Raw genomic sequence first — 19,470 nt, forward strand, 5'->3', positions numbered from 1 at the left:
ACGCCTCGGCCTTGAACTTCGTGTGCGGCGTGATCGAGCCCGGCTTCGCCAGAACCTGACCGCGCTCCACGTCCTCGCGCTTCGTGCCGCGCAGCAGAACGCCCACGTTGTCGCCAGCCTCGCCCTGGTCCAGCAGCTTGCGGAACATCTCGACGCCCGTGCAGGTCGTCTTCACCGTGTCCTTGATGCCGACGATCTCGATTTCCTCGCCCACCTTCACGATCCCGCGCTCGATACGGCCGGTCACCACCGTGCCGCGACCCGAGATCGAGAACACGTCCTCGATCGGCATCAGGAACGGAAGGTTCTTGGGACGCTCCGGCGTCGGGATGTAGGCGTCGACCGTCTCCATCAGCGCCAGGATCGCCTTGCGGCCGATCTCGTCGTTGCTGTCCTCAAGCGCGGCCAGAGCCGAACCCTTGGTGATCGGAATGTCGTCGCCCGGGAACTCGTACGACGACAGCAGCTCGCGGATCTCGAGCTCCACCAGCTCCAGAAGCTCCTCGTCGTCCACCTGGTCGACCTTGTTCATGAACACCACAAGCGCCGGAACGCCGACCTGGCGCGCCAGAAGGATGTGCTCGCGGGTCTGCGGCATCGGGCCGTCGGCCGCCGACACAACCAGAATCGCGCCGTCCATCTGCGCCGCACCCGTGATCATGTTCTTCACGTAGTCGGCGTGGCCCGGGCAATCCACATGCGCGTAGTGACGGTTCTGCGTCTCGTACTCGACATGCGCCGTCGAGATCGTGATGCCGCGCGCCTTCTCTTCAGGCGCCTTGTCGATGGCGTCGTACGCCATGAACGTCGCGCCGCCAGACTCTGCAAGCGTCTTCGTGATCGCGGCCGTCAGCGTCGTCTTGCCATGGTCGACGTGACCGATCGTGCCGATGTTGCAGTGCGGCTTTGTCCGCGCGAATTTCTCCTTGGCCATCTCGTCGTTCCCGTCGGCTGCATCGTGGAGGCATCCAGGAGATGCCGGAAAAATCTAACCTCTGTTCAAGGTCTTGTCGGTCGGTCGCGATCCGGTCAGCGAGTGGTGGTGGGGGTAGGATTCGAACCTACGTACGCATACGCGGGCAGATTTACAGTCTGCTGCCTTTAACCACTCGGCCACCCCACCTTTGGATCGGATCGCTATCTCGCTTCCGCAAGCCCCGTTCCTGAGGGAGTGCGAACTATGTTAATTCGCGACCGTTTGTCAACGACGAACGCGACAAAAAATGTCCGCGCCGGTAATCCAGGCGGATTGTCGTCTCCCAACACAGGAAAACCCTAGCATAGCCATGGCGAAACGAAAATACGGCGGCCGCCCCAACCGCGCGGCGAAATCCCCGGCATCCGGTCGCGACCGGTCCGCTGGCTCCCCCACGCCCCCCGGCCGCGACGCCGAGCGGACATCCCACGACCCGACTCTGCTGTTCGGACGCCATGCCGTCATGGCCGCGCTGGGCAATCCCCGGCGGACCGTCCGTGCGCTGACGGGCAGCGCCGAGACCGCGGCGGAACTGGCCGAGGTCGTGGCCGCCCTGCCCGAGACCCGCCGACAGGCCCTGCCCGTCCCCCGGACGGCGACGGCGGAGGAGATCGTCGCCCTGGTCGGCGAGGGCGCGGTGCACCAGGGGCTCGTCGCCCGGGTCGACCCGCTGCCGGACACCGCCCTGGAGGAGGTGCTCGACGCCGCCGGCCCGCAGGCGCTGCTGATGGTGCTCGACCAGGTGACGGATCCGCACAACCTCGGGGCGGTGCTGCGCTCCGCGGCGGCCTTCGGCGCCGACGCGGTGATCGTCCAGGACCGGCACACGCCGCAGGTGACCGCGGTGGTGGCCAAGACCGCGTCCGGAGCGCTGGACGTCACCCCGCTGGTGCGGGTGATCAATCTGGCCCGTGCCCTGCGCAGCGTTCAGGAGGCCGGATTCTGGTGCGTCGGGCTCGCCGAGGAAGGGCCGGTGGCGCTGGACACCCTGGATCTGTCGGGGCGGGCCGCCCTGGTGATGGGGGCGGAGGGCGACGGCCTGCGCCGGCTGACCCGCGAGACCTGCGACCAGCTCGTGCACCTGCCGACCCGGGCGCCGATCCGCTCGCTGAACGTCTCCGCCGCCGCGGCGATCGCCCTGCATCACGCCGCTGTCGCGCCGGGGCGAAAGGTCGGTTAACCTAATATCAAAGGTTTCTTGGCGATAAACCGACCCTCGACCAGCGCGGCGGGCTCCGGCCCGCGGGTACTATTGCAGGAGTCACATTCGTTATGGTGTTCACGCCGCGCGAGGACATCGAGGTCGCCAAGGCAGCCGTCTGCGAGGAAGCCGCGGACCTCTTCACGGCGGACGCCCGTGAGGTGATGACCCGCGCCGCCGCCGCCTATCTCGGCCCCCGCAAGCTGACCGCGATCGAGGTGCTGTACAGCCCGCGCCATCAGGCCGACCTGATGAACAGCGGCACCAGCGCCATGCAGGCGGTCCAGAAGGCCGCAAGCTGGCAGGTCCGCGGCATGAGCGTGCCGGTGAGCGAGCGCATCCGGCGGCTGTGGGACATTCTCGACCAGGCCAAGGCCGCCTTGGCCGAGGACGTCGCGGCCGTCGCCCCGGCGCCGATGACGCCGGAGACCGCCGGCACGCTGCTGGCCCGCCGCGACCAGGAAACCGACTCGGCCTATATCTTTCGCACCCTGTGCTCGATCGCCGCCGGCCTGGCCGAGAAGAAGACCTGGGCCGACAAGGTCGACACGCTGCTGAAATGCGCCGCCAGCGCCACCACGCCGGAGGCGCTCGGCTGCATGGACCGGTTCCTGGGCGAGCTGCTGCGCCCGGTGGACGTGCTTAAGGACGTCATCGGCGAGGTGCCCAATGCCGGCGACCAGATCGTCAGCCTGCTGGCCCTGGTCAACCAGACCGCGCGGCCGACCGACGCGCCGCCCAAGGCGGTCCTGGCGGTCCCCTTCTACAAACTCCTGACCCGGGCGCCGATGCCCGACACCCGCGCCGCCCTCGCCGGCCACATCGTCCGGCTGGTCGCGGGGTCGGACAAGATGACCGGCAAGGCCCTCTCCGACGAGATCCTGTTCGTCGTCGAGCTGCGGAACACCCTGACCCTCGAGGGCGCGCTGATCGGCGGCGACACCACCCAGCAGGCGCTGGAGCGGCGGCTCGGCCGCGCCCTGTCGGACCAGACCATCGACATGCTGATGCAGGGCACGCGCAGCGTCGGCGAGCGGGTGATGCGGTCGATCACCCTGCACACCAAGGTGTTCGGCGATACCGCGCGCACGTATCTGGAACAGTACATCGCCGAGTTGATGGCTCAGCCGAAGGTCGAGGCCAAGCTGGTGCCGGATGACCTGTCGGTACGCCAGCAGATCAAGGCGATGGGCACCCTGCACCGGGTGCTGAAGGGCTCCCAGCTGACCGAACGGGCCAGGGACCGCATGGCCCGGCAGGTCGAACAGGCCCAGACCGCCCTGCTCGACAGCTCCCGCCTGCTGGAGAAGCTGAACGACGGCACCGGCTCTGCCGCCGAGCGCCTGCTGCGCGTGGTCGACCTATGCCGCGAGGGCGCTTTCACCGAGGGCGAGAACGCCGAGCGCGCCCGGGCCGCCGCCCAGCAGCTCATGAAGCGGCCGGATTTCCTCGACAGCTACCTGGACGGCGCCGAGCAAAAGGGCGAACGTGCGTCCCGTCTGCGCGACCTGCAGCGCAAACTGGCCGAAGCGAGGATCGTTTGAGCGCTCCTGACCGGGATGGACCCAACCGGGACGACCCCAATTTCCAGCCGCATCTGGACCGCGACATGGTCGGCTACGGCCGCACCCCACCCCACGCCAACTGGCCCGGCGGCGCGCGGCTGGCGATCAATTTCGTCATGAACTACGAGGAGGGGTCGGAATACTCGATCCCCGAGGGCGACGGCTTCTCCGAAGGCAGCCTGACCGACTCGCCGGACAGCCCCAACGGCCCCGGCTCGCGCGATCTGGCGGCGGAGTCGATGTTCGAATACGGCACCCGGGTCGGGTTCTGGCGGCTGCACCGGCTGTTCACAGAGCGCAACCTGCCGCTCACCGTCAACGCCTGCGCCCTGGCCCTGGAGCGCAACGACGAGGCCGCCGCCGCGATCCGCGAGAGCGGCTGGGACATCTGCTGCCACGGCTGGCGCTGGGTGAACCATTTCCAGCTCAGCGAGGCCGAGGAGCGCGACCACATCGCCCGCGCGGTGGCGAGCCTGGAGCGCACCACCGGCGCCAAACCGGCCGGCTGGTACTGCCGCCACGGCCCGAGCGTCCATACCCGCCGGCTGGTGGTCGAGCATGGCGGCTTCCTCTACGACAGCGACAGCTATGCCGACGAGCTGCCGTACTGGACCGAAGTGTCGGGCCGGCCGCATCTGGTGGTGCCCTATTCGCTGACCACCAACGACAGCAAGTTCGCCCGCAACCATTTCCCCACCGGCGACGACTATTTCGCCTTCGTGAAGGACGCGATCGACATGCTGTGGGAGGAAGGCGCGACCAGTCCGCGGATGATGTCCTGCGGTCTGCACCTGCGCCTGATCGGCCACCCGTCGAGGGCGGCGGGCCTGGCGAAGCTGCTGGACTATGTGCAGGAGAAGGGCGGCATCTGGGTGACCGGCCGCCGGGACATCGCCGAACACTGGGTCCGAGAGCATCCGCACGCGTGAGGCGGGGGCGACCACGGGACGCTTGACGTCAGGCTCCGAACTGCGCAGAAACGCAGGCGTGCCGGCATAGCTCAGCTGGTAGAGCATCTGATTTGTAATCAGAGGGTCGCGGGTTCAAGTCCTGCTGCCGGCACCACTCCAGCGGACATCTCACCTCAATGAAAATCCCGCGACTTCGGCAGGATCCGCACGTTGCGCGGATGCCGTGCCGGGGCGGAGGGGATCGGCCTCGCCACCTCGTCGGCGCGGGCGAGCGGCGGGTCCAGCGCCATGTCCGGGCGGCCGTCGGACAGGGTGTCCAGAAGGGCCGTGTGGTCCTCCATGTGCTCCGCCACCACGTGGATCACCGTCTCCGACACCTGCACCCGGCCGGTCACCGCCATCAGGCGGGCGCCCATCACGATCGGGCGGTAGGTCTCCAGCGCGTCCGGCCAGACCACCAGATTGGCGATGCCGCTCTCGTCCTCCAGGGTGACGAAGACCACACCCTTCGCACTGCCCGGCCGCTGGCGGATCAGCACCACCCCGGCCACCTTCACCCGCTGGCCGAACCGGGCCTTCTCCAGATCGGCCGTGCGGCGGAAGCCGAGCCCGGCGTAATGGTCGCGCAGGAAGCTCATGGGATGGGCCTTCAGCGACAGGCGGGTGGTCTGGTAGTCGACCACCACATGCTCGCTGAGCGGCATCGCCGGCAGGGTGACGGCCACATCCGGCCCCTCCTGTTCCACCCCGCCCCGAGTGAACAGCGGCAGGTCGGGGGCGTCGCGGATCGCCCGTGCGTCCCACAGCGCGGCCCGCCGGTCGCGGCCCAGGGAGCGGAAGGCGTCGGCCGAGGCCAGCAGCCGGATGCCCCGGCCCGAGACCCCGGCGCGGTCGTGCAGGTCGTCTAGGCTGTCATAAGGCGTGCTGCGCCGGGCCATCAGCCGAGCCGCGTCCTCCTGGGACAGCCCCTCCACCTGGCGCAGGCCGAGGCGCAGGGCATAGTCCGGCGGGCCGAGCGTCCGTCCCTTCCCCCGTCTCGGGCGCGCCATCGGCTCCAGGGTGTTGTCCCAGCCGCTGAAATTGACATCGACCGGCAGCACGGTGACCCCGTGCTCGCGGGCGTCGCGCACGATCTGGGCCGGGGCGTAGAAGCCCATCGGCTGGGAGTTCAGCAGGGCCGCCGCGAAGGCCGCCGGGTAGTGGCACTTCATCCAGCTCGAGACATAGACCAGCAGGGCGAAGCTGGCGGCGTGGCTCTCGGGGAAGCCGTATTCGCCGAACCCCTCGATCTGGCTGAAGCAGCGCTCGGCGAAATCCGGGTCGTAGCCGCGCTCGATCATCCGGCCGACCATCTTCTCCTTGTGCGCGCTGACCTGGCCACGCGAGCGGAAGGTCGCCATCGCCTTACGCAGCTGGTTGGCCTCCACCGGCGAGAACCGGGCGGCGACCATGGCGATCTTCATGGCCTGCTCCTGGAAGATCGGCACGCCCAGGGTGCGCTTCAGGATGTTGCGCAGCTCGTCCGGGTCGTGCTCGGGCCCGGGCGAGGGATAGGTCTCCTGCTCGCGGCCCTGCCGGCGGCGCAGATAGGGATGCACCATGTCGCCCTGGATCGGGCCCGGGCGCACGATCGCCACCTCCACCACCAGGTCGTAGAAGCAGCGCGGCTTCAGACGCGGCAGCATGTTCATCTGCGCCCGGCTCTCGACCTGGAACACGCCGAGGGAGTCGCCCCGGCACAGCATGTCGTAGACCGTCCGGTCCTCCTGCGGGACGCTCGCCAGGGTGTAGGACTTGTTGTAATGCGCCGCGATCAGGTCGAGGCCCTTGCGGATGCAGGTCAGCATGCCGAGCGCCAGCACATCGATCTTCATCATGCGCAGCGCGTCGATATCGTCCTTGTCCCATTCGATGAAGCTGCGGTCGGCCATGGCACCGTTGCCGACCGGCACGGTCTCGATCAGCGGGCTGTCGGTCAGCACGAAGCCGCCCACATGCTGGGACAGGTGGCGCGGCATGCCCATCAGTTCGCCGGCCAGCATCAGGGTGCGGCGCAGATGCGGGTCCGCCAGGTCGAGCCCGGCCTCGCGCACCCGCACCTCGTCCACGCCGCTGCCCCAGGAGCCCCAGACGGTTCGGGCGAGCGCGGCGGTCACGTCCTCCGACAGGCCCATCGCCCTGCCGACCTCGCGCACCGCCAGGCGGGGGCGGTAGTGGATGACGGTGGCGCAGAGACCGGCGCGGTCACGGCCGTAGCGCCGGTAGATGTGCTGGATCACCTCCTCGCGCCGCTCATGCTCGAAATCCACGTCGATATCCGGCGGCTCCCGGCGCTCCTCGGAGATGAAGCGCTCAAACAGCAGCTCGTGCTGGGCCGGGTCGACGGCGGTGATGCCGAGGCAGTAGCACACCGCACTGTTCGCCGCCGACCCGCGGCCCTGGCACAGGATGCCCTCGCCCTTGGCGTAGCCGACGATCTCGTCGATGGTCAGGAAGTAGCGGGCGATGTCGAGCTTGGCGATCATCGCCAGCTCCTTGTCCAGCGTCTCCCGGACCCGTTTCGGAATCCCCCTGGGATAGCGCTTGTTCGCCCCGATCCAGGTGAGCGTCGCCAGGTGCGCGTCGGGGGTGCGGCCCTCGGGGACGGTCTCCTGCGGGTATTCGTAGCGCAGTTCGGACAGGGAGAAGCGGCAGGCATCGGCGATCAGCCGGCTCTGGTCGATGGCGTCGGGCCAGTCGGCGAACAGCCGCCGCATCTCCTGCGGGCTCTTCAGGTGGCGCTCGCCGTTGGGATGCAGCCGGTCGCCGGCGGTGAAGATCGTCACCTTCTCGCGGATGCAGGTCATCACGTCCTGCAGCGGCCGGCGGGCCGGGGTGTGGTAGCGGACGTCGTTGGTCGCCACGATCCGCAAGCCCTGCTCCCGCGCCAGGCCGTCCAGCCGGTTGATCCGCGCCCGGTCGTCACCCCGATAGAGATGACTGGCGGCGACATGGCCGAGGCCGGGCAGCGCCGCCACCAGACGCGGCAGGTCGGCGGCGAAGGCGTCCAGATCCTCACCCGGCACCGCAATCAGCAGCGGATCGCCTATCGGTCCCAGGATCTCGGCGACCATGGACAGGGTCAGGTCGCACACCCCCTTGCGCTGCCAGTTGCCGTCGGCGTCCCGCATCTTGCCGGCCGACAGCAGGCGGCACAGCCGGCCATACCCCGCCCGGCTCTTCGGATAGGCGTAGAGCGCAGGCGCGTCCAGCAGTTCCAGGCGGCAGCCGATCAGCGGGCGCAGACCGCTCTCCTCGGCAGCGACATGAAAGCGCACCACGCCGGCCAGCGTGTTCACATCGGCGAGGCCGAGCGAGTCGTAGCCGAGGGTGGCGGCCCCCTCGACCAGCTCATGGGCGTGCGAGGCGCCCTGCAGGAACGAGAAGTTCGAGACCGTCCCCAGTTCGACGAAGGGTGCGCGCACGGCTCCGCTCCCTCACGCGTCCAGGCCGTGGACGAACCAGCGCGGCGCCCCGCCCCGGCCGTCCCCGGGCAGGCCCTCGCGATAGATCCAGTAGCGCCGGCCCTCGGCATCCTCCACCCGGTAATAGTCGCGCAGCCGGGTGGTGGAGCGCTCCCGCCACCATTCCGGGGCGATCCGCTCCGGTCCCTCGCTGCGCACCACCCGGTGGGTCTGCCGGCGCCAGACCAGCCGGGCCGGCGGGCCGTCCGGGACGGCGTAGAGCACATCGGCGGCTTCCGGCGGCCGCAGCAGGCGCACCGGGCGGGGCTTTGCCGGACCCTTCGGCCGCGGCACCTCCCCCGCCTCCAGGTCGGCCGGACGGAACCGGGAGGCACGCTCGGGAATATGGCTGGCGGTCTCCACCGGCCGCAGCACCGCGTCGCGGCCGAGCCGGGCGGTCAGACGGTCGATCAGCCGGGTCAGATCGAGGTCGCCGCTGTCGCCGCCGGACAAGTCCCATTGCAGGGCCTCCATCTCCTCCAGCACCAGGGCGTCGAGGGTCATCACCTCGAAGCCGAAGCCGGCATCGAGCCCCTCCAGCCGGTCGCGGAACAGCCGGGCGAGATGGTCCGGGTCGCGGTTGGCCCGGGCGGCGGCGGTCTCCACCGAGGCGGTGCCGCCATCGACCCGGTAGCCGGTCAGCCGCAGCCGCCGGGCGCCCTGACCACGGCGCTCCATCTCCGCGGTCAGATCCTTCAGCAGTTCCGCCAGGACCTGGCTGACGCTGTCGACATCGACGATCGGCTCCACCAGTTGGCGCAGGGCGCGGGGGGCCGGCGGCGGCATCTCCGGCATCAGCGGCTCCGCCACCCGGCCCAGCGTCTGGTCCAGCCGGCGGGCCGGATTGGCTTCATCGGGCGCCCGCTCGCGGAACCGGCGGACAAGGGCCGTCCGCGACACCGCCTGAAGCGCATCGACGGTCTTCAGCCCCAGCCGGTGCAGCAGCGACACCGTCTCCTCGTCGAGCCGCAGGGCGACGACCGGCAGGTCGGCCAGGGTTTGCGACAGCGCGTCCGGGGCGCAGATCACCGGCGAGACCGCTCCGTACCGCGCCAGAGCCCAGGCGGCGCCCAGGGTCGGCGCGGCGGCGGCCCGCACACTCAGCCCGATCCGTGCAAAGGCCGAAACCATCGCCGCCAGCATCGCCGCCTCTCCGCCCCACAGATGATCCGACCCGGTGGTGTCGAGCAGCAGCCCGTCGGCCCCGTCGGCGCGGGTCCAGGGACACCAGCGCAGCGCCCAGCGGGCCAGCCGCACGAGCTCCGCCTGATCCGCCTCCAGGGTGGCCGGTTCCACCTGGACGCTCGGCAGCAGGGTGCGGGCGTCGCTGATCCCCATCCCGCCGGCGAGGCCGTGGCGGGCGGCGGCGGGGGTCAGGTCGTGGATGACCGGCCCGTGCCGACCGTCGCGCAGCAGCACGACGGCCTGTTCCGCCTCAGCCCCAGACCTGCTGTCGCGCCGGCTCCTCCGCCAGCACTGGATCGGATACTGCGGCAGAAAAATCGAGACGATGCGCCTGTCGTTCATAGCTCGCCTCCCATGCGCCAGGTCTGGTGTCCCGCGCCCGGAACAGGGTGGTGCGCCAGCGCGGCGCGCCCGGGGCGCGGGGATCGAACGGATGCGGCGCGGAGGCAAGGGTCGTCACCCGCCAGCGCCGCCGCGCCGCCGACAGGGTCTCCTCGGCGGCGTAGCGGATCAGAAAGCACGGGACCCCCGACCGCTCCGCCCGGATGGCGAGCCGCTTGGTCACGGTGAAGTCCAGCGCCTTCGGCATGCCCCAGATCTCCCCGATCACCGCGCCCAGGGACCGGCAGGCCAGCGCCTCCTCCATCGACCACAGCACGTCGGCGGCCCGGCGGGCGCAGACCAGCACCAGCCGGTCGGGATCGACGCCGAAGCCGCGCAGCCCCGGACCGTAGGGCCAGCCCGCCTGCTGTGCGGCCATCCGGTCCAGCACCCAGACGATCGGGCGGCCGGGGGGCACCTGGGCCAGCGTGAAGCCGGTCGCGCCCATGTCCCGGGACTGGGCGAACACCTCCGCGAGCTGCGCCGACTTCGCGAGCGGCGGCGGGACAAGGCGGGGCGCGGCACCCCCCTTTGAGAAGGGCTCCGAAACCCGTCTGATGGGCAGGAGCGTCACGGACATATCTCCACTCCGTTCCGGCGTCGCTTATAAATGTTCTTTCTTTGTTCTTTTAAAATCCAACCCGCCCGAAGAGTCAATTCGCGTTTGAGTCTCGGCTGAGGCTCGGCGGAGTCCCTGGCTTTCCGCGACGGGTTCACGCTGGTATTGCGACTCATTTTCATTTAGAGACGGATTGAATATCCCTTTCACCGGCTTCCGTCGCCCCGCGCGCGCCCATCCGCCCCCGAGTCCCATGACGGCCAATCGCGACACGGCACAGCGCGATCCTGCGGAGGTTTTCGTCGAGCATCGGGCGGATCTGGTGCAGTACGCCGCACGGATCCTCGGCTCGCGCAGCAGTGCCGAGGATGTGGTGCAGGAGGCCTATCTGCGCTTCGCCCGCCAGAGCGAAGGCGGCGGGGCGCCCGGCGATGGTCCGTCCCGGGACGGCATGCGAGGCGACCGGATCCTGGAACCGGTGCGCTACCTGTACCGGATCGTGCGCAACCTGGCCTATGACTGGGGCCGGCGGCCGAGCATGCCGCTGGTCGACGATCTGGATGACGGGCTGCTGGCCCGCGCTGCGAGCACCACACCGAGCCCGGAGGAGAACCTGCGCTGGCGCCAGGATCTCGGCCGGGTCGAGCGGGCACTGGATGGGTTGCCGGAGCGCACCCGCCTGGCCTTCGAGATGCACCGGCTGGGCGGCCTGCCCCTGAAGGAGATCGCCGCCCGGCTCGACATCTCGGTGACCCGCACCCACCAGCTCATCAAGACCGCCCTGACCGTCTGCGCCGAGCAGCTTGCCGACGATCCGGGCGAGGACGGCCGGTGATGGGTCAATTGTCGATGGAAGGTGAAAAACCGGGCGCCCCGCTCGTCATTAGCATGAGGCGCACCGGAACCGACGCGCCGCCGCACCCGGCCAGGGCGGTCCCATGATACGCGAAGAGTCTTCGATGGCGAACGGACGGCTGCAGCAGGATCCCGCCTGGAACCAGGCGCTGGACTGGCTTCTGAAGCTGCAGGAACGGCCGCAGGATGCCCGGCTACGCGCCGATCTGGAAACCTGGCTGGACGCCGCCCCCCGGCACCGCGCCGCCTACGGCAAGGCGCAGCGGGTCTGGGCCCTGACCGGCGAGGCCGTCCCCCGGACCGAGCTACGGGAGGCCGACGAGGACAGCGCCGTCGTTGCCTTCACGCCCCGCCGACCGGCAAGACATCGACGGTGGCTCGCCGCCGGAGCGCTGGCCGCGTGTCTGGCTTTCCTGGTCCTGCTTGGGCCGGTGCAGCGGCTGCTGGACGGAGCGGACCTGTCCTCCGCGACCGCCGAACTGGTCACCCGCACCCAGCCCGACGGCAGCGTCATCACCCTGAACGCGGACAGCGCGGTGAAGACCGACTTCTCCGGCGCCCATCGCCAGGTAGTGCTGGTCGAGGGCGAGGCATTCTTCCAGGTCACCCACGATCAGGCGCGACCCTTCACCGTTCGGGCCGCCGAGACGGTGGTCACGGTAACCGGCACCGCCTTCGGCACCCGGATCGACGCCGCGGCCGTGACGGTCGAGGTCGAAGAGGGGTCGGTCGCCGTCGCCACCCCCGGACGGCCCGAACCGGTGCGGCTGGCGCCCGGCGACCGGCTCTCCATCGACCGGGCCAACGGTGACATCCACGTGGCCGCCGTGCCGGCTGGTCATATCGCCGCCTGGCGGCGCCACCTGCTGATTGCCGAGGGCGAACCGCTGGGTCAGGTGCTCGACCGCATCCGCCCGCATTACCGGGGCATGGTGCTGGCCACGGACGATGCCCTTCTCGATCGGCCGGTCAGCGGCGTCTTCGACCTGCGCCAGCCGCTGGAGGCCCTGCGCGCCGCCGCAACAGCCCGTTCCGCCTCGGTCTACGAGATCACCCCGCTGCTGGCTCTGGTCGTGCCGAACTGACCACCGGGTCGGTTTTCACGCTCGGAGACGAAAAAATTCCGTCCGCCCCCTGAAAAACCGGGTTCGGGTCTCGTCGTCATTAATGCGAATGGATCGCATTTGCATTTTTGTCCGCCCGCGCGGCGGTACCGATCGACCACGAGGGGACTGAAGGCGATGAGACTGCGGGATGGGAGTCCGGCACTGACCGGAGCTGCAAACGGTGCGAACAGGCGGGGCACCCGCACGGCGCTGCACGGGGCGATCGCGGCGGGCGTCGCCTCGCTCATCGCCACCTCCGCTCTGGCGGAGGCGACGGTGGACCAGGTGACGGTGGACCAGGCTGCGGCCGCTTCGTCGGCGCAACAGCTCGCCCAGGCCGAGGCGAAGCGCTTCGACATTGCCGCCAAGTCGCTGGAACAGGCGCTGATCGACTTCGGTCAGCAGGCGGATTTCCAGGTCTCCTTCGATCCGGCCCTGACCGAGGGCCTGACCACCAACAGCCTGCAGGGCCGGTTCACGCCGGATGCCGCCCTGCGCCGGCTTCTGTCGGGCCTGCCGATCACCGCCACCTTCAGCGGCACCAACACCGTGACCCTCAGCCGGGTGACCTCGGACTCCAGCGCCATGATGCTGGGTCCGGTCGTCGTGGAGGGCGAAGGCCAGACCGCCACCGGGCCGGTGGACGGCTACGTGGCGACCCGCAGCGGCAGCGTCTCCAAGACCGACACGCCGATCATCGAGACCCCGCGCTCGGTCTCGGTCGTTACCGCCGATGCGATCAGCGACCGTAAGACCATGACCGTGGAGGACAGCCTGCGCTACGTGCCCGGCGTCCAGGTCAACGGCTACGGCAACGATCCGCGCTTCGACCAGATCAAGGTCCGCGGCTTCGCCGTCACCAGCACGGCCGATTTCCGCGACGGCCTGCGCCAGCCCAATACCGGCTGGCTGTCCTATTTCCACACCGAGCCCTATGCGCTGGAGCGCATCGACGTGGTGAAAGGGCCGAACTCGGTGCTGTTCGGCCAGTCCGCCCCGGGCGGCATGGTCAACCGCGTCACCAAGCGGCCGACCGCGGACACCCGCGGCGAGGTCGAGGTGCAACTCGGCACCGACGAGCACCGCCAGGGCCAGGTCGACCTCTCCGGTCCGGTGACCGAGGACGAGACGCTGCTTTACCGCTTCGTCGGCGTGCTGCGCGAGAGCGAGAGCGGGCTGATGGGCGTCAACAACGACGTCCAGTTCATCGCGCCCTCGGTGACCTGGAAGCCGACCGAGAAGCTCACCCTGACCTTCCTCGGCGAGGCGCAGCATTTCGAGACGGCCGGATCGTCGCGCCCCTACCAATTCGCGTCCGGCGAGCTCAGCGACTTCTGGGCCGGCGACGAGGATTTCGACGGGCTCAAGCAGACCCAGTATATCGGCGGCTACGAGGGCCGGTACGAGTTCAACGAGATCTTCGCCCTGCGCCAGAACTTCCGCTACGGCACGGTGGAGACCGAGAACCAGTATCTCTCCAGCTCGATGACCGGCGACGGCCACACCCTGTCGCGCACCACCTACGGCGTCTACGAGGAGATGGACAATCTCTCGGTCGATACCGCCGCCGAGGCCCGCTTCACCACCGGGGCGGTCAGGCACACCGCGATGATCGGTATCGACTACTCGAAGATCGACGCCGACGTGCAGTACGCCTACGGCACCGGACCGAGCATCGACATGCTGAACCCGGACTACCACCAGGACGTCTCCCGCCCCGGCACGATCCTGGTCGACCAGAACATCGACGCCCATCAGCTCGGATTCTACGCCAACGAGCAGATGGAATGGGGCGGCTGGCGCTTCAACGGCGGCCTGCGCCACGACCGGGCGGAGAAGGAGACCACCAACAACCTGACCGGCGGCGTCACCGAGGGCGAGAACAGCGCAACCACCGGCAGCGCCGGCCTGCTGTACCTGTTCGACAGCGGTTTCGCACCCTATGCCAGCTACGCCACCTCCTTCACCCCGGATTTCGGCACCGACATCAACGGCGACTCCTTCGAGCCGACGGAGGGCGAGCAGTATGAGATTGGCCTGAAGTACCAGCCGCCGGGCCGCGCCAGCATCTACACCGTGAGCCTGTACAACCTGGTCGAAACCAACGTGAAGACCCAGGATCCGAACAACATCGCCAACAGCATCCAGACCGGCGAGCAGCGCTCCCGCGGCCTCGAGCTGGAGGCGGCGATGAAGCTGAGCGACAACATCGACCTGGTCGCCGGCTACTCCTACATCGACGCCGAGACCACCAAGAGCAACGACGGCGACGAGGGCAACGTCCCGGTCGGCGTGGCCGAGCATATGGCCTCGGTCTGGGGCAACTACAGCTTCATCGCCGGCACCCTCGACGGTCTGGAGCTGGGCGCCGGCGCCCGCTATCTCGGCGAAACCTACGACGACAGCGCCAACACCAACACCAACGACGCCGTCACCATGTTCGATGCCCGGATCAGCTACGATCTGGACATGCTCGCCCCGGGCGCTTCCATCGGTCTCACCGGCACCAACCTGACCGACGAGGAGCACATCACCTGCGAGGCCGGCTACTGCTACCGCGGCCGTGGACGCACGGTGATCGGCAGCCTGACCTACCGGTGGTAAGCGGCTGATGGCCGACGCCACCCTTATCGACACCTGGTGCCCGGCTTCCCTGCCGGGCACCAGCGTTTTCGACATCGCGCCGTCCGGCGATGCCGGCGTCCTGCCGTACCGGGTGTTCGTCTACACCCCGTCGGGGGAGGCGTCCGAGACCGGCTGGCCGGTGCTGTACATGGTCGACGGCAACGCGGTCTTCGCCACCGCGATCGACGCGGTGCGTGCCCAGGCGTCCTATCCCAAGGGCACCAACGTCACCCACGGCATGGTCGTCGCCATCGGCTATCCGACCGACGCGGCCTATGACCCGCTGCGCCGCTCCTGGGACCTGAGCCCGCCGCCGGGCCGGGCCTATCCGCCGTTCCACATGGGCGGACCGGACGTGCGCACTGGCGGGGGCGAGGATTTCCTCCGTTTCATCGAGGACGCCCTGAAACCGATGCTGGAGGCGCGCTTCCCGATCGACCGCGGCCGGCAGACCCTGTTCGGCCATTCCTTCGGCGGACTGTTCGCGCTCTACGCCCTGTTCCGCCGGCCGGCCGCCTTCCGGACCTGGGTGGCGGCGAGCCCGGCGATCTACTGGGAGGACACGGTCATCGCCCGCAGCCGGGACGCGCTTTCCGGCGACGACTGGCGCGACTTCAAGGGGCGGGTCCTGCTGTCGGCCGGCGAATACGAGACCGCCGAACTTGCGCCGTTCCAGCGCCGCGCCCCGGATGCCGAAAGCCGCCGCACGCATCTGAGCAAGGTCCGCACCGTGGAGACGGCCCGCGAATGGGCGGACGAGATCAACGTCCTGGCCGGCCGCGTCGACGCCGCGACCTTCGAGCGCTTCGCCGGCGAAAACCACATGTCGGTGCTGCCGGTCGCGGTCAACCGCGCCGTCCAGGCGACCTTCGTGGCGCAGACGGAAGAACCGTGAGCCAGCCCGGCGCCGCCTTCTCCCTGCGCGAGATCGGTCTCCGGATCGGCGAGCGTACCGTGCTGCACCCGCTGACCCTGGAGCTGCCGGCCGGGGCCGTCACCGGCCTGCTCGGCCATAACGGGTCGGGCAAGTCGACGCTGATGAAGATCCTGGCGCGCCAGCTCCAGCCCGACAGCGGCGAGATCGCCCTGTTCGGCACCCCGCTGGCCGCCCATGCACCGCGCCGACTGGCCCGGTCGCTGGCCTATCTGCCGCAGCACACGCCCGATACCGACGGGCTGACGGTGCGCGAGCTGGCGGCGCTGGGGCGCTATCCCTGGCACGGGCCGTTCGGGCGGGTCGGCGATCTCGACCGGCAGAAGACCGAAACCGCCCTAGCGACCGCCAACCTGCTGCCGCTGGCCGACCGGCTGGTCGACACCCTGTCCGGCGGCGAGCGGCAGCGGGCCTTCCTGGCGATGCTGGTGGCGCAGGACGCCGTCTGCCTGCTGCTGGACGAGCCGATCTCCGCCCTCGACGTGGCGCAGCAGATCGACGTCATGGCCTTCGTGCGCCGCCAGGCGACCGAGCACGGCCGCTCGGTGGTGGTGATCCTGCACGACCTGAACATCGCCGCCCGGTTCTGCGACCGGCTGGTGGTGCTGTCCCGGGGCCGGGTGGCCGCGCAGGGGACGCCGGACGCGCTGCTCCATCCCGACCGGCTGGAGGCCCTCTACGGCGTACCCATGGGCGTCTTTCCCCACCCGGCCAGTGGACGGCCGGTCACCTATGTTCTGTGAAACCGCAATGGACCTGACGCGCCGCCACCTGCTGGCCGGGCTCGGCGCCGTCGCCTGCGCTGGACCTGCTTGGACCGGGCCAGCTTGGGCCGGGACCGGGCCGCGCTTCGCCTCGCTGGATCACGGTCTCGCCCAGACCCTGATAGCGCTCGGCGCCGACCTCACCGCCATCGCCCAACTGCCGTATTGGGACATCTGGACCGTCGAGCCGCCGCTGCCGCCGGGTGCGGCCAATCTCGGCCTGGCGCGGGAGCCGAACATGGAATCCCTCGCCCGGCTCGCCCCCGACCTGATCCTCTCCACCCCCTATCTGGAGGGCGTACGCCACCAGCTCGAGCTGGTGGCCCCGGTGGAGTCCTTCCCCATTCACGCTCTGGGCACCTCGCCCTGGCCCAACATCCTGGCCGCGACCCGCCGGTTGGGGACCCTGTCGGGCAGAGAGGCCGCGGCCGACCGGCTGATCGTGGATACCGAGGCGGAACTGGCCCGGATCCGAGACCGCCTCACCCGCCTGCCCGAGTTGCCCATCGTGCCGCTGCATTTCGTCGACACCCGCCATGTGCGGATCTACGGCGACAACGGCATCATCCAGGACACCCTGGACCGCCTCGACCTGCGCAACGGCTGGTCCGGGCCGACCAACGCCTGGGGCTTCGCCACCGCCGGCATCGAGCGTCTGGTGGAGATCGGCGACGCCCGGGTGCTGGTTTTCGACCCGGTCCCGCCGGACGTGGAGGCGACCCTGGCCGGCAGTCCGCTGTGGCAGGGCCTCCCCTTCGTGCGCGAAGGCCGGATGCGGCGGTTCCCCAACGTGGCCGCCTTCGGCACCCTGCCCGCCGCCACCCGTCTCGCCCGGCTGCTGGAATCCTTCGAGCGCGACCATGCCTGACACCCTCGGCCGTTCCGCCCTCTGGCTTGCGGCGATGGCGGTGCTCGCCGCCTGCCTGACCGCCGTCAACCTGGCGCCTGGCCTCGCCTCCCTCGGCCTCGACCGGCTGCTGGCCCCCGTGCCCAGCGACGTAGAGGCCATGGTCATGGCCTACAGCCGCCTGCCGCGGCTGTGCATCGGCCTGCTCTGCGGCGCAGCACTGGGCCTGTCGGGGACACTGTTCCAGCAGGTGATGCGCAACCCCCTGGCCTCGCCCTCGACCATCGGCGTGGAGGCGGGCGCCGGCTTCGCCCTCGCCGCCGCCACGCTCTACCTACCGGGCCTGCTGGGGTGGAGCCGCGGCCTGGTGGCGCTGACCGGCGGGTTTGCCGCGGTGGCGCTGGTCCTCATGATCGCCGGCCGGTTTCGCTTCGCCCCGCTGGCCGTGGTGCTGGGGGGGCTGGTGGTCGGTTTCTACCTCAGCGCGGCGACGACGACCCTCGCCCTGCTGCACGAGTACCGGCTCGCCGGGCTGTTCGTGTGGGGCAGCGGCTCGCTTAGCCAGCAGGACTGGCGCCCCACCCTGGAGCTGCTGCCGCGCCTCGCCCTGGCGGCCCTGGCCGCCGCGTTGCTGGCCCGGCCACTGGTCCTGCTGCAGCTCGACGAGGCGGCGCGCGGGCTCGGCTTGCGGATTGCCTTGGTGCGGGCCGGCGCGCTGGCGGTCGCCGTCGCGCTCGCCGGATTCACCGTCAGCGCGGTCGGGGTGATCGGCTTCCTCGGCCTCGCCGCCCCCAGCATCGCTCGGGCGATCGGTGCCCGACGGCTGGCGAGCCGGATGGTCGTCGCCCCGCTGGTGGGAGCTCTGCTGCTGACCGTCACCGATCAGGCGCTGCAGATACTTACCGCCGCCACCGGCATGTTCCTGCCGACCGGTGCCGTCACGGCGATGCTCGGCGCCCCGGCCCTGTTCCTGCTGGCCACGCGCCTGCGGGCCGCCGAGCCGCAGCATGGCGCCCGCGCGCTCGTCCTGACTCGGGTGTCGTCCACCTGGCTGGTCGCCCTGCTTGCGACCCTGGCCGTGCTGGCCTTGGCCTCGCTCGTCCTCGGCCGCGATCTGGGCGGCGCCTGGGTGGCGGACCTGGGAGCCGGGCTGGAACCCTTCCTCGCCTGGCGGCTGCCGCGCATGGTCGGCGCGCTGGCCGCCGGTGCCCTGCTGGCGGTGGCCGGGGTCATGCTCCAGCGCCTGACCCGCAATCCCATGGCAAGCCCGGAAGTCCTGGGCGTCAGCGCCGGCAGCGCCTTCGGCCTGATGGTCGCCCTCTTCACGATGAGCGCGCCGGGGCAGGTCGCCCTGACCGCCTGCGCCGCCCTGGGAGCGGCGGCGACCCTGGGCGTACTCCTGCTCGGCGTAAGGCGACGCGGGCTCGGCGGCAATCAGGCACTGCTGACCGGCGTGGCGGTGGCGGCCTTTCTGATGGCTCTCCTATCGGCGGTGACCGCGACCGGCGACCCGCGCGCCCTGCTACTCATGGGTTGGATGGCCGGCTCGACCTATCGGGTCGATGCGGCCGGAGCCACGGTCGCCGCCGTCCTCGCGCTGGCCATGCTGCCGGCCCTGCCCGCCCTCGCCCGCCAGCTCGAGCATCTGAGCCTCGGCATGCCACACGCCCGCGCCCTCGGCATTCCGGCGGAACGCAGCGCCCTGCTGGTGCTCTGCGGCGCCGGCCTGCTGACGGCGGCAGCGACCCTCATCGTCGGCCCGCTGAGTTTCGTCGGGTTGATGGCACCGCATATCGCGAAGCGGCTCGGCTTCGCCCGCTGCCTGCCGCAGCTCGCGGCGGCGGCACTGCTAGGGGCCGGCGTCATGGTGACGGCCGACCTGCTTGGTCGCACGGTGCACTTCCCCTGGCAGATCCCGGCCGGACTGCTGAGCGCCCTGATCGGCGCGCCGATCCTGCTCGTCCTTCTGCTGCGGCCGCAGCGCCGGCGCGCCCGACAGTCGGCAAGGGAACCGATCCGGGCCTGAGGCGTTTTTACGGAGACCTCCACACAATCCCG

General features: G+C 70.1%; 14 protein-coding genes and 2 tRNA genes. 11 read left to right on the forward strand and 5 right to left on the reverse strand.

From position 1 onward, the window contains the following. Together tuf and BLS34_RS23145 are read right to left on the reverse strand one after the other, a co-directional pair. Positions 1–934, reverse strand: a 934-nt coding sequence (tuf, locus tag BLS34_RS23140) for an elongation factor Tu (RefSeq protein WP_093154253.1), incomplete at its 3' end; no start/stop codon positions are given. 103 nt (positions 935–1,037) lie between these two features. Next, a tRNA-Tyr gene (locus BLS34_RS23145) sits at positions 1,038–1,123 on the reverse strand. Positions 1,124–1,286: 163 nt separating this feature from the next. Between BLS34_RS23145 and rlmB the strand changes: the two genes are divergently transcribed. From rlmB to BLS34_RS23165, 4 genes are all read left to right on the forward strand, one after another. Further along, entirely contained in the window at positions 1,287–2,156 is an 870-nt protein-coding gene (gene rlmB / locus BLS34_RS23150) for a 23S rRNA (guanosine(2251)-2'-O)-methyltransferase RlmB (RefSeq protein ID WP_093154254.1), read from the forward strand. Between the two features lie 92 nt (positions 2,157–2,248). Further along, entirely contained in the window at positions 2,249–3,721 is a 1,473-nt protein-coding gene (locus BLS34_RS23155; protein WP_028795273.1) for a hypothetical protein, read from the forward strand. Beyond that, positions 3,718–4,671, forward strand: coding sequence for an allantoinase PuuE (locus BLS34_RS23160; protein ID WP_245702158.1), 954 nt, complete (start codon positions 3,718–3,720; stop codon positions 4,669–4,671). Before BLS34_RS23155 ends, BLS34_RS23160 begins: the two co-directional genes overlap by 4 nt. A 60-nt stretch (positions 4,672–4,731) precedes the next feature. Next, positions 4,732–4,807 (forward strand) — tRNA-Thr (locus tag BLS34_RS23165). Between the two features lie 19 nt (positions 4,808–4,826). Here the strand turns inward: BLS34_RS23165 and BLS34_RS23170 are convergent. From BLS34_RS23170 to BLS34_RS23180, 3 genes are read right to left on the reverse strand one after another with little or no spacing between them, the layout of a single operon-like run. Beyond that, positions 4,827–8,117 (reverse strand): error-prone DNA polymerase, encoded by a 3,291-nt coding sequence (locus tag BLS34_RS23170; protein WP_093154256.1) that lies wholly within the window; start codon positions 8,115–8,117, stop codon positions 4,827–4,829. A gap of 12 nt (positions 8,118–8,129) precedes the next feature. Then, the gene (locus tag BLS34_RS23175) at positions 8,130–9,683 is read right to left on the reverse strand and encodes a Y-family DNA polymerase (RefSeq protein ID WP_084618974.1); all 1,554 of its coding nucleotides are present in this window, start codon (positions 9,681–9,683) and stop codon (positions 8,130–8,132) included. Further along, entirely contained in the window at positions 9,592–10,296 is a 705-nt protein-coding gene (locus tag BLS34_RS23180) for an ImuA family protein (protein WP_211228948.1), read from the reverse strand. Before BLS34_RS23180 ends, BLS34_RS23175 begins: the two co-directional genes overlap by 92 nt. Positions 10,297–10,534: 238 nt before the next feature. On the opposite strand from BLS34_RS23180, the gene BLS34_RS23185 reads away from it, so the two are divergent. The 7 genes from BLS34_RS23185 to fhuB all read left to right on the forward strand — a co-directional run bounded on the left by BLS34_RS23185 (position 10,535) and on the right by fhuB (position 19,438). Beyond that, positions 10,535–11,116 carry a sigma-70 family RNA polymerase sigma factor gene (locus tag BLS34_RS23185; RefSeq protein ID WP_093154257.1) on the forward strand — a complete coding sequence of 194 codons (582 nt, stop codon included), beginning with the start codon at positions 10,535–10,537 and terminating at the stop codon, positions 11,114–11,116. A 124-nt stretch (positions 11,117–11,240) separates the two neighbouring features. Beyond that, positions 11,241–12,221: a FecR family protein gene (locus BLS34_RS23190; RefSeq protein ID WP_051244950.1), complete on the forward strand. Its 981-nt coding sequence runs from the start codon at positions 11,241–11,243 to the stop codon at positions 12,219–12,221. Positions 12,222–12,377: 156 nt separating this feature from the next. Beyond that, positions 12,378–14,846, forward strand: coding sequence for a TonB-dependent siderophore receptor (locus BLS34_RS23195; RefSeq protein ID WP_093154261.1), 2,469 nt, complete (start codon positions 12,378–12,380; stop codon positions 14,844–14,846). Between the two features lie 7 nt (positions 14,847–14,853). Further along, positions 14,854–15,762, forward strand: coding sequence for an alpha/beta hydrolase (locus BLS34_RS26565; RefSeq protein ID WP_093154262.1), 909 nt, complete (start codon positions 14,854–14,856; stop codon positions 15,760–15,762). Continuing rightward, positions 15,759–16,544, forward strand: a complete 786-nt coding sequence (locus tag BLS34_RS23205; RefSeq protein ID WP_093154264.1) for an ABC transporter ATP-binding protein — start codon at positions 15,759–15,761, stop codon at positions 16,542–16,544. The genes BLS34_RS26565 and BLS34_RS23205 overlap by 4 nt, the downstream gene beginning before the upstream one ends. Positions 16,545–16,551: 7 nt before the next feature. Then, a complete protein-coding gene (locus BLS34_RS23210) occupies positions 16,552–17,433 on the forward strand; it encodes an ABC transporter substrate-binding protein (RefSeq protein ID WP_093154265.1) in 882 nt (293 codons plus the stop codon). Continuing rightward, complete coding sequence (fhuB, locus tag BLS34_RS23215) at positions 17,426–19,438, forward strand: Fe(3+)-hydroxamate ABC transporter permease FhuB (protein WP_093154267.1); 2,013 nt, start codon at positions 17,426–17,428, stop codon at positions 19,436–19,438. Before BLS34_RS23210 ends, fhuB begins: the two co-directional genes overlap by 8 nt. Positions 19,439–19,470: the final 32 nt, after the last annotated feature.

Source organism: Thalassobaculum litoreum DSM 18839 (assembly GCF_900102465.1).
GTDB classification, from domain to species: domain Bacteria; phylum Pseudomonadota; class Alphaproteobacteria; order Thalassobaculales; family Thalassobaculaceae; genus Thalassobaculum; species Thalassobaculum litoreum.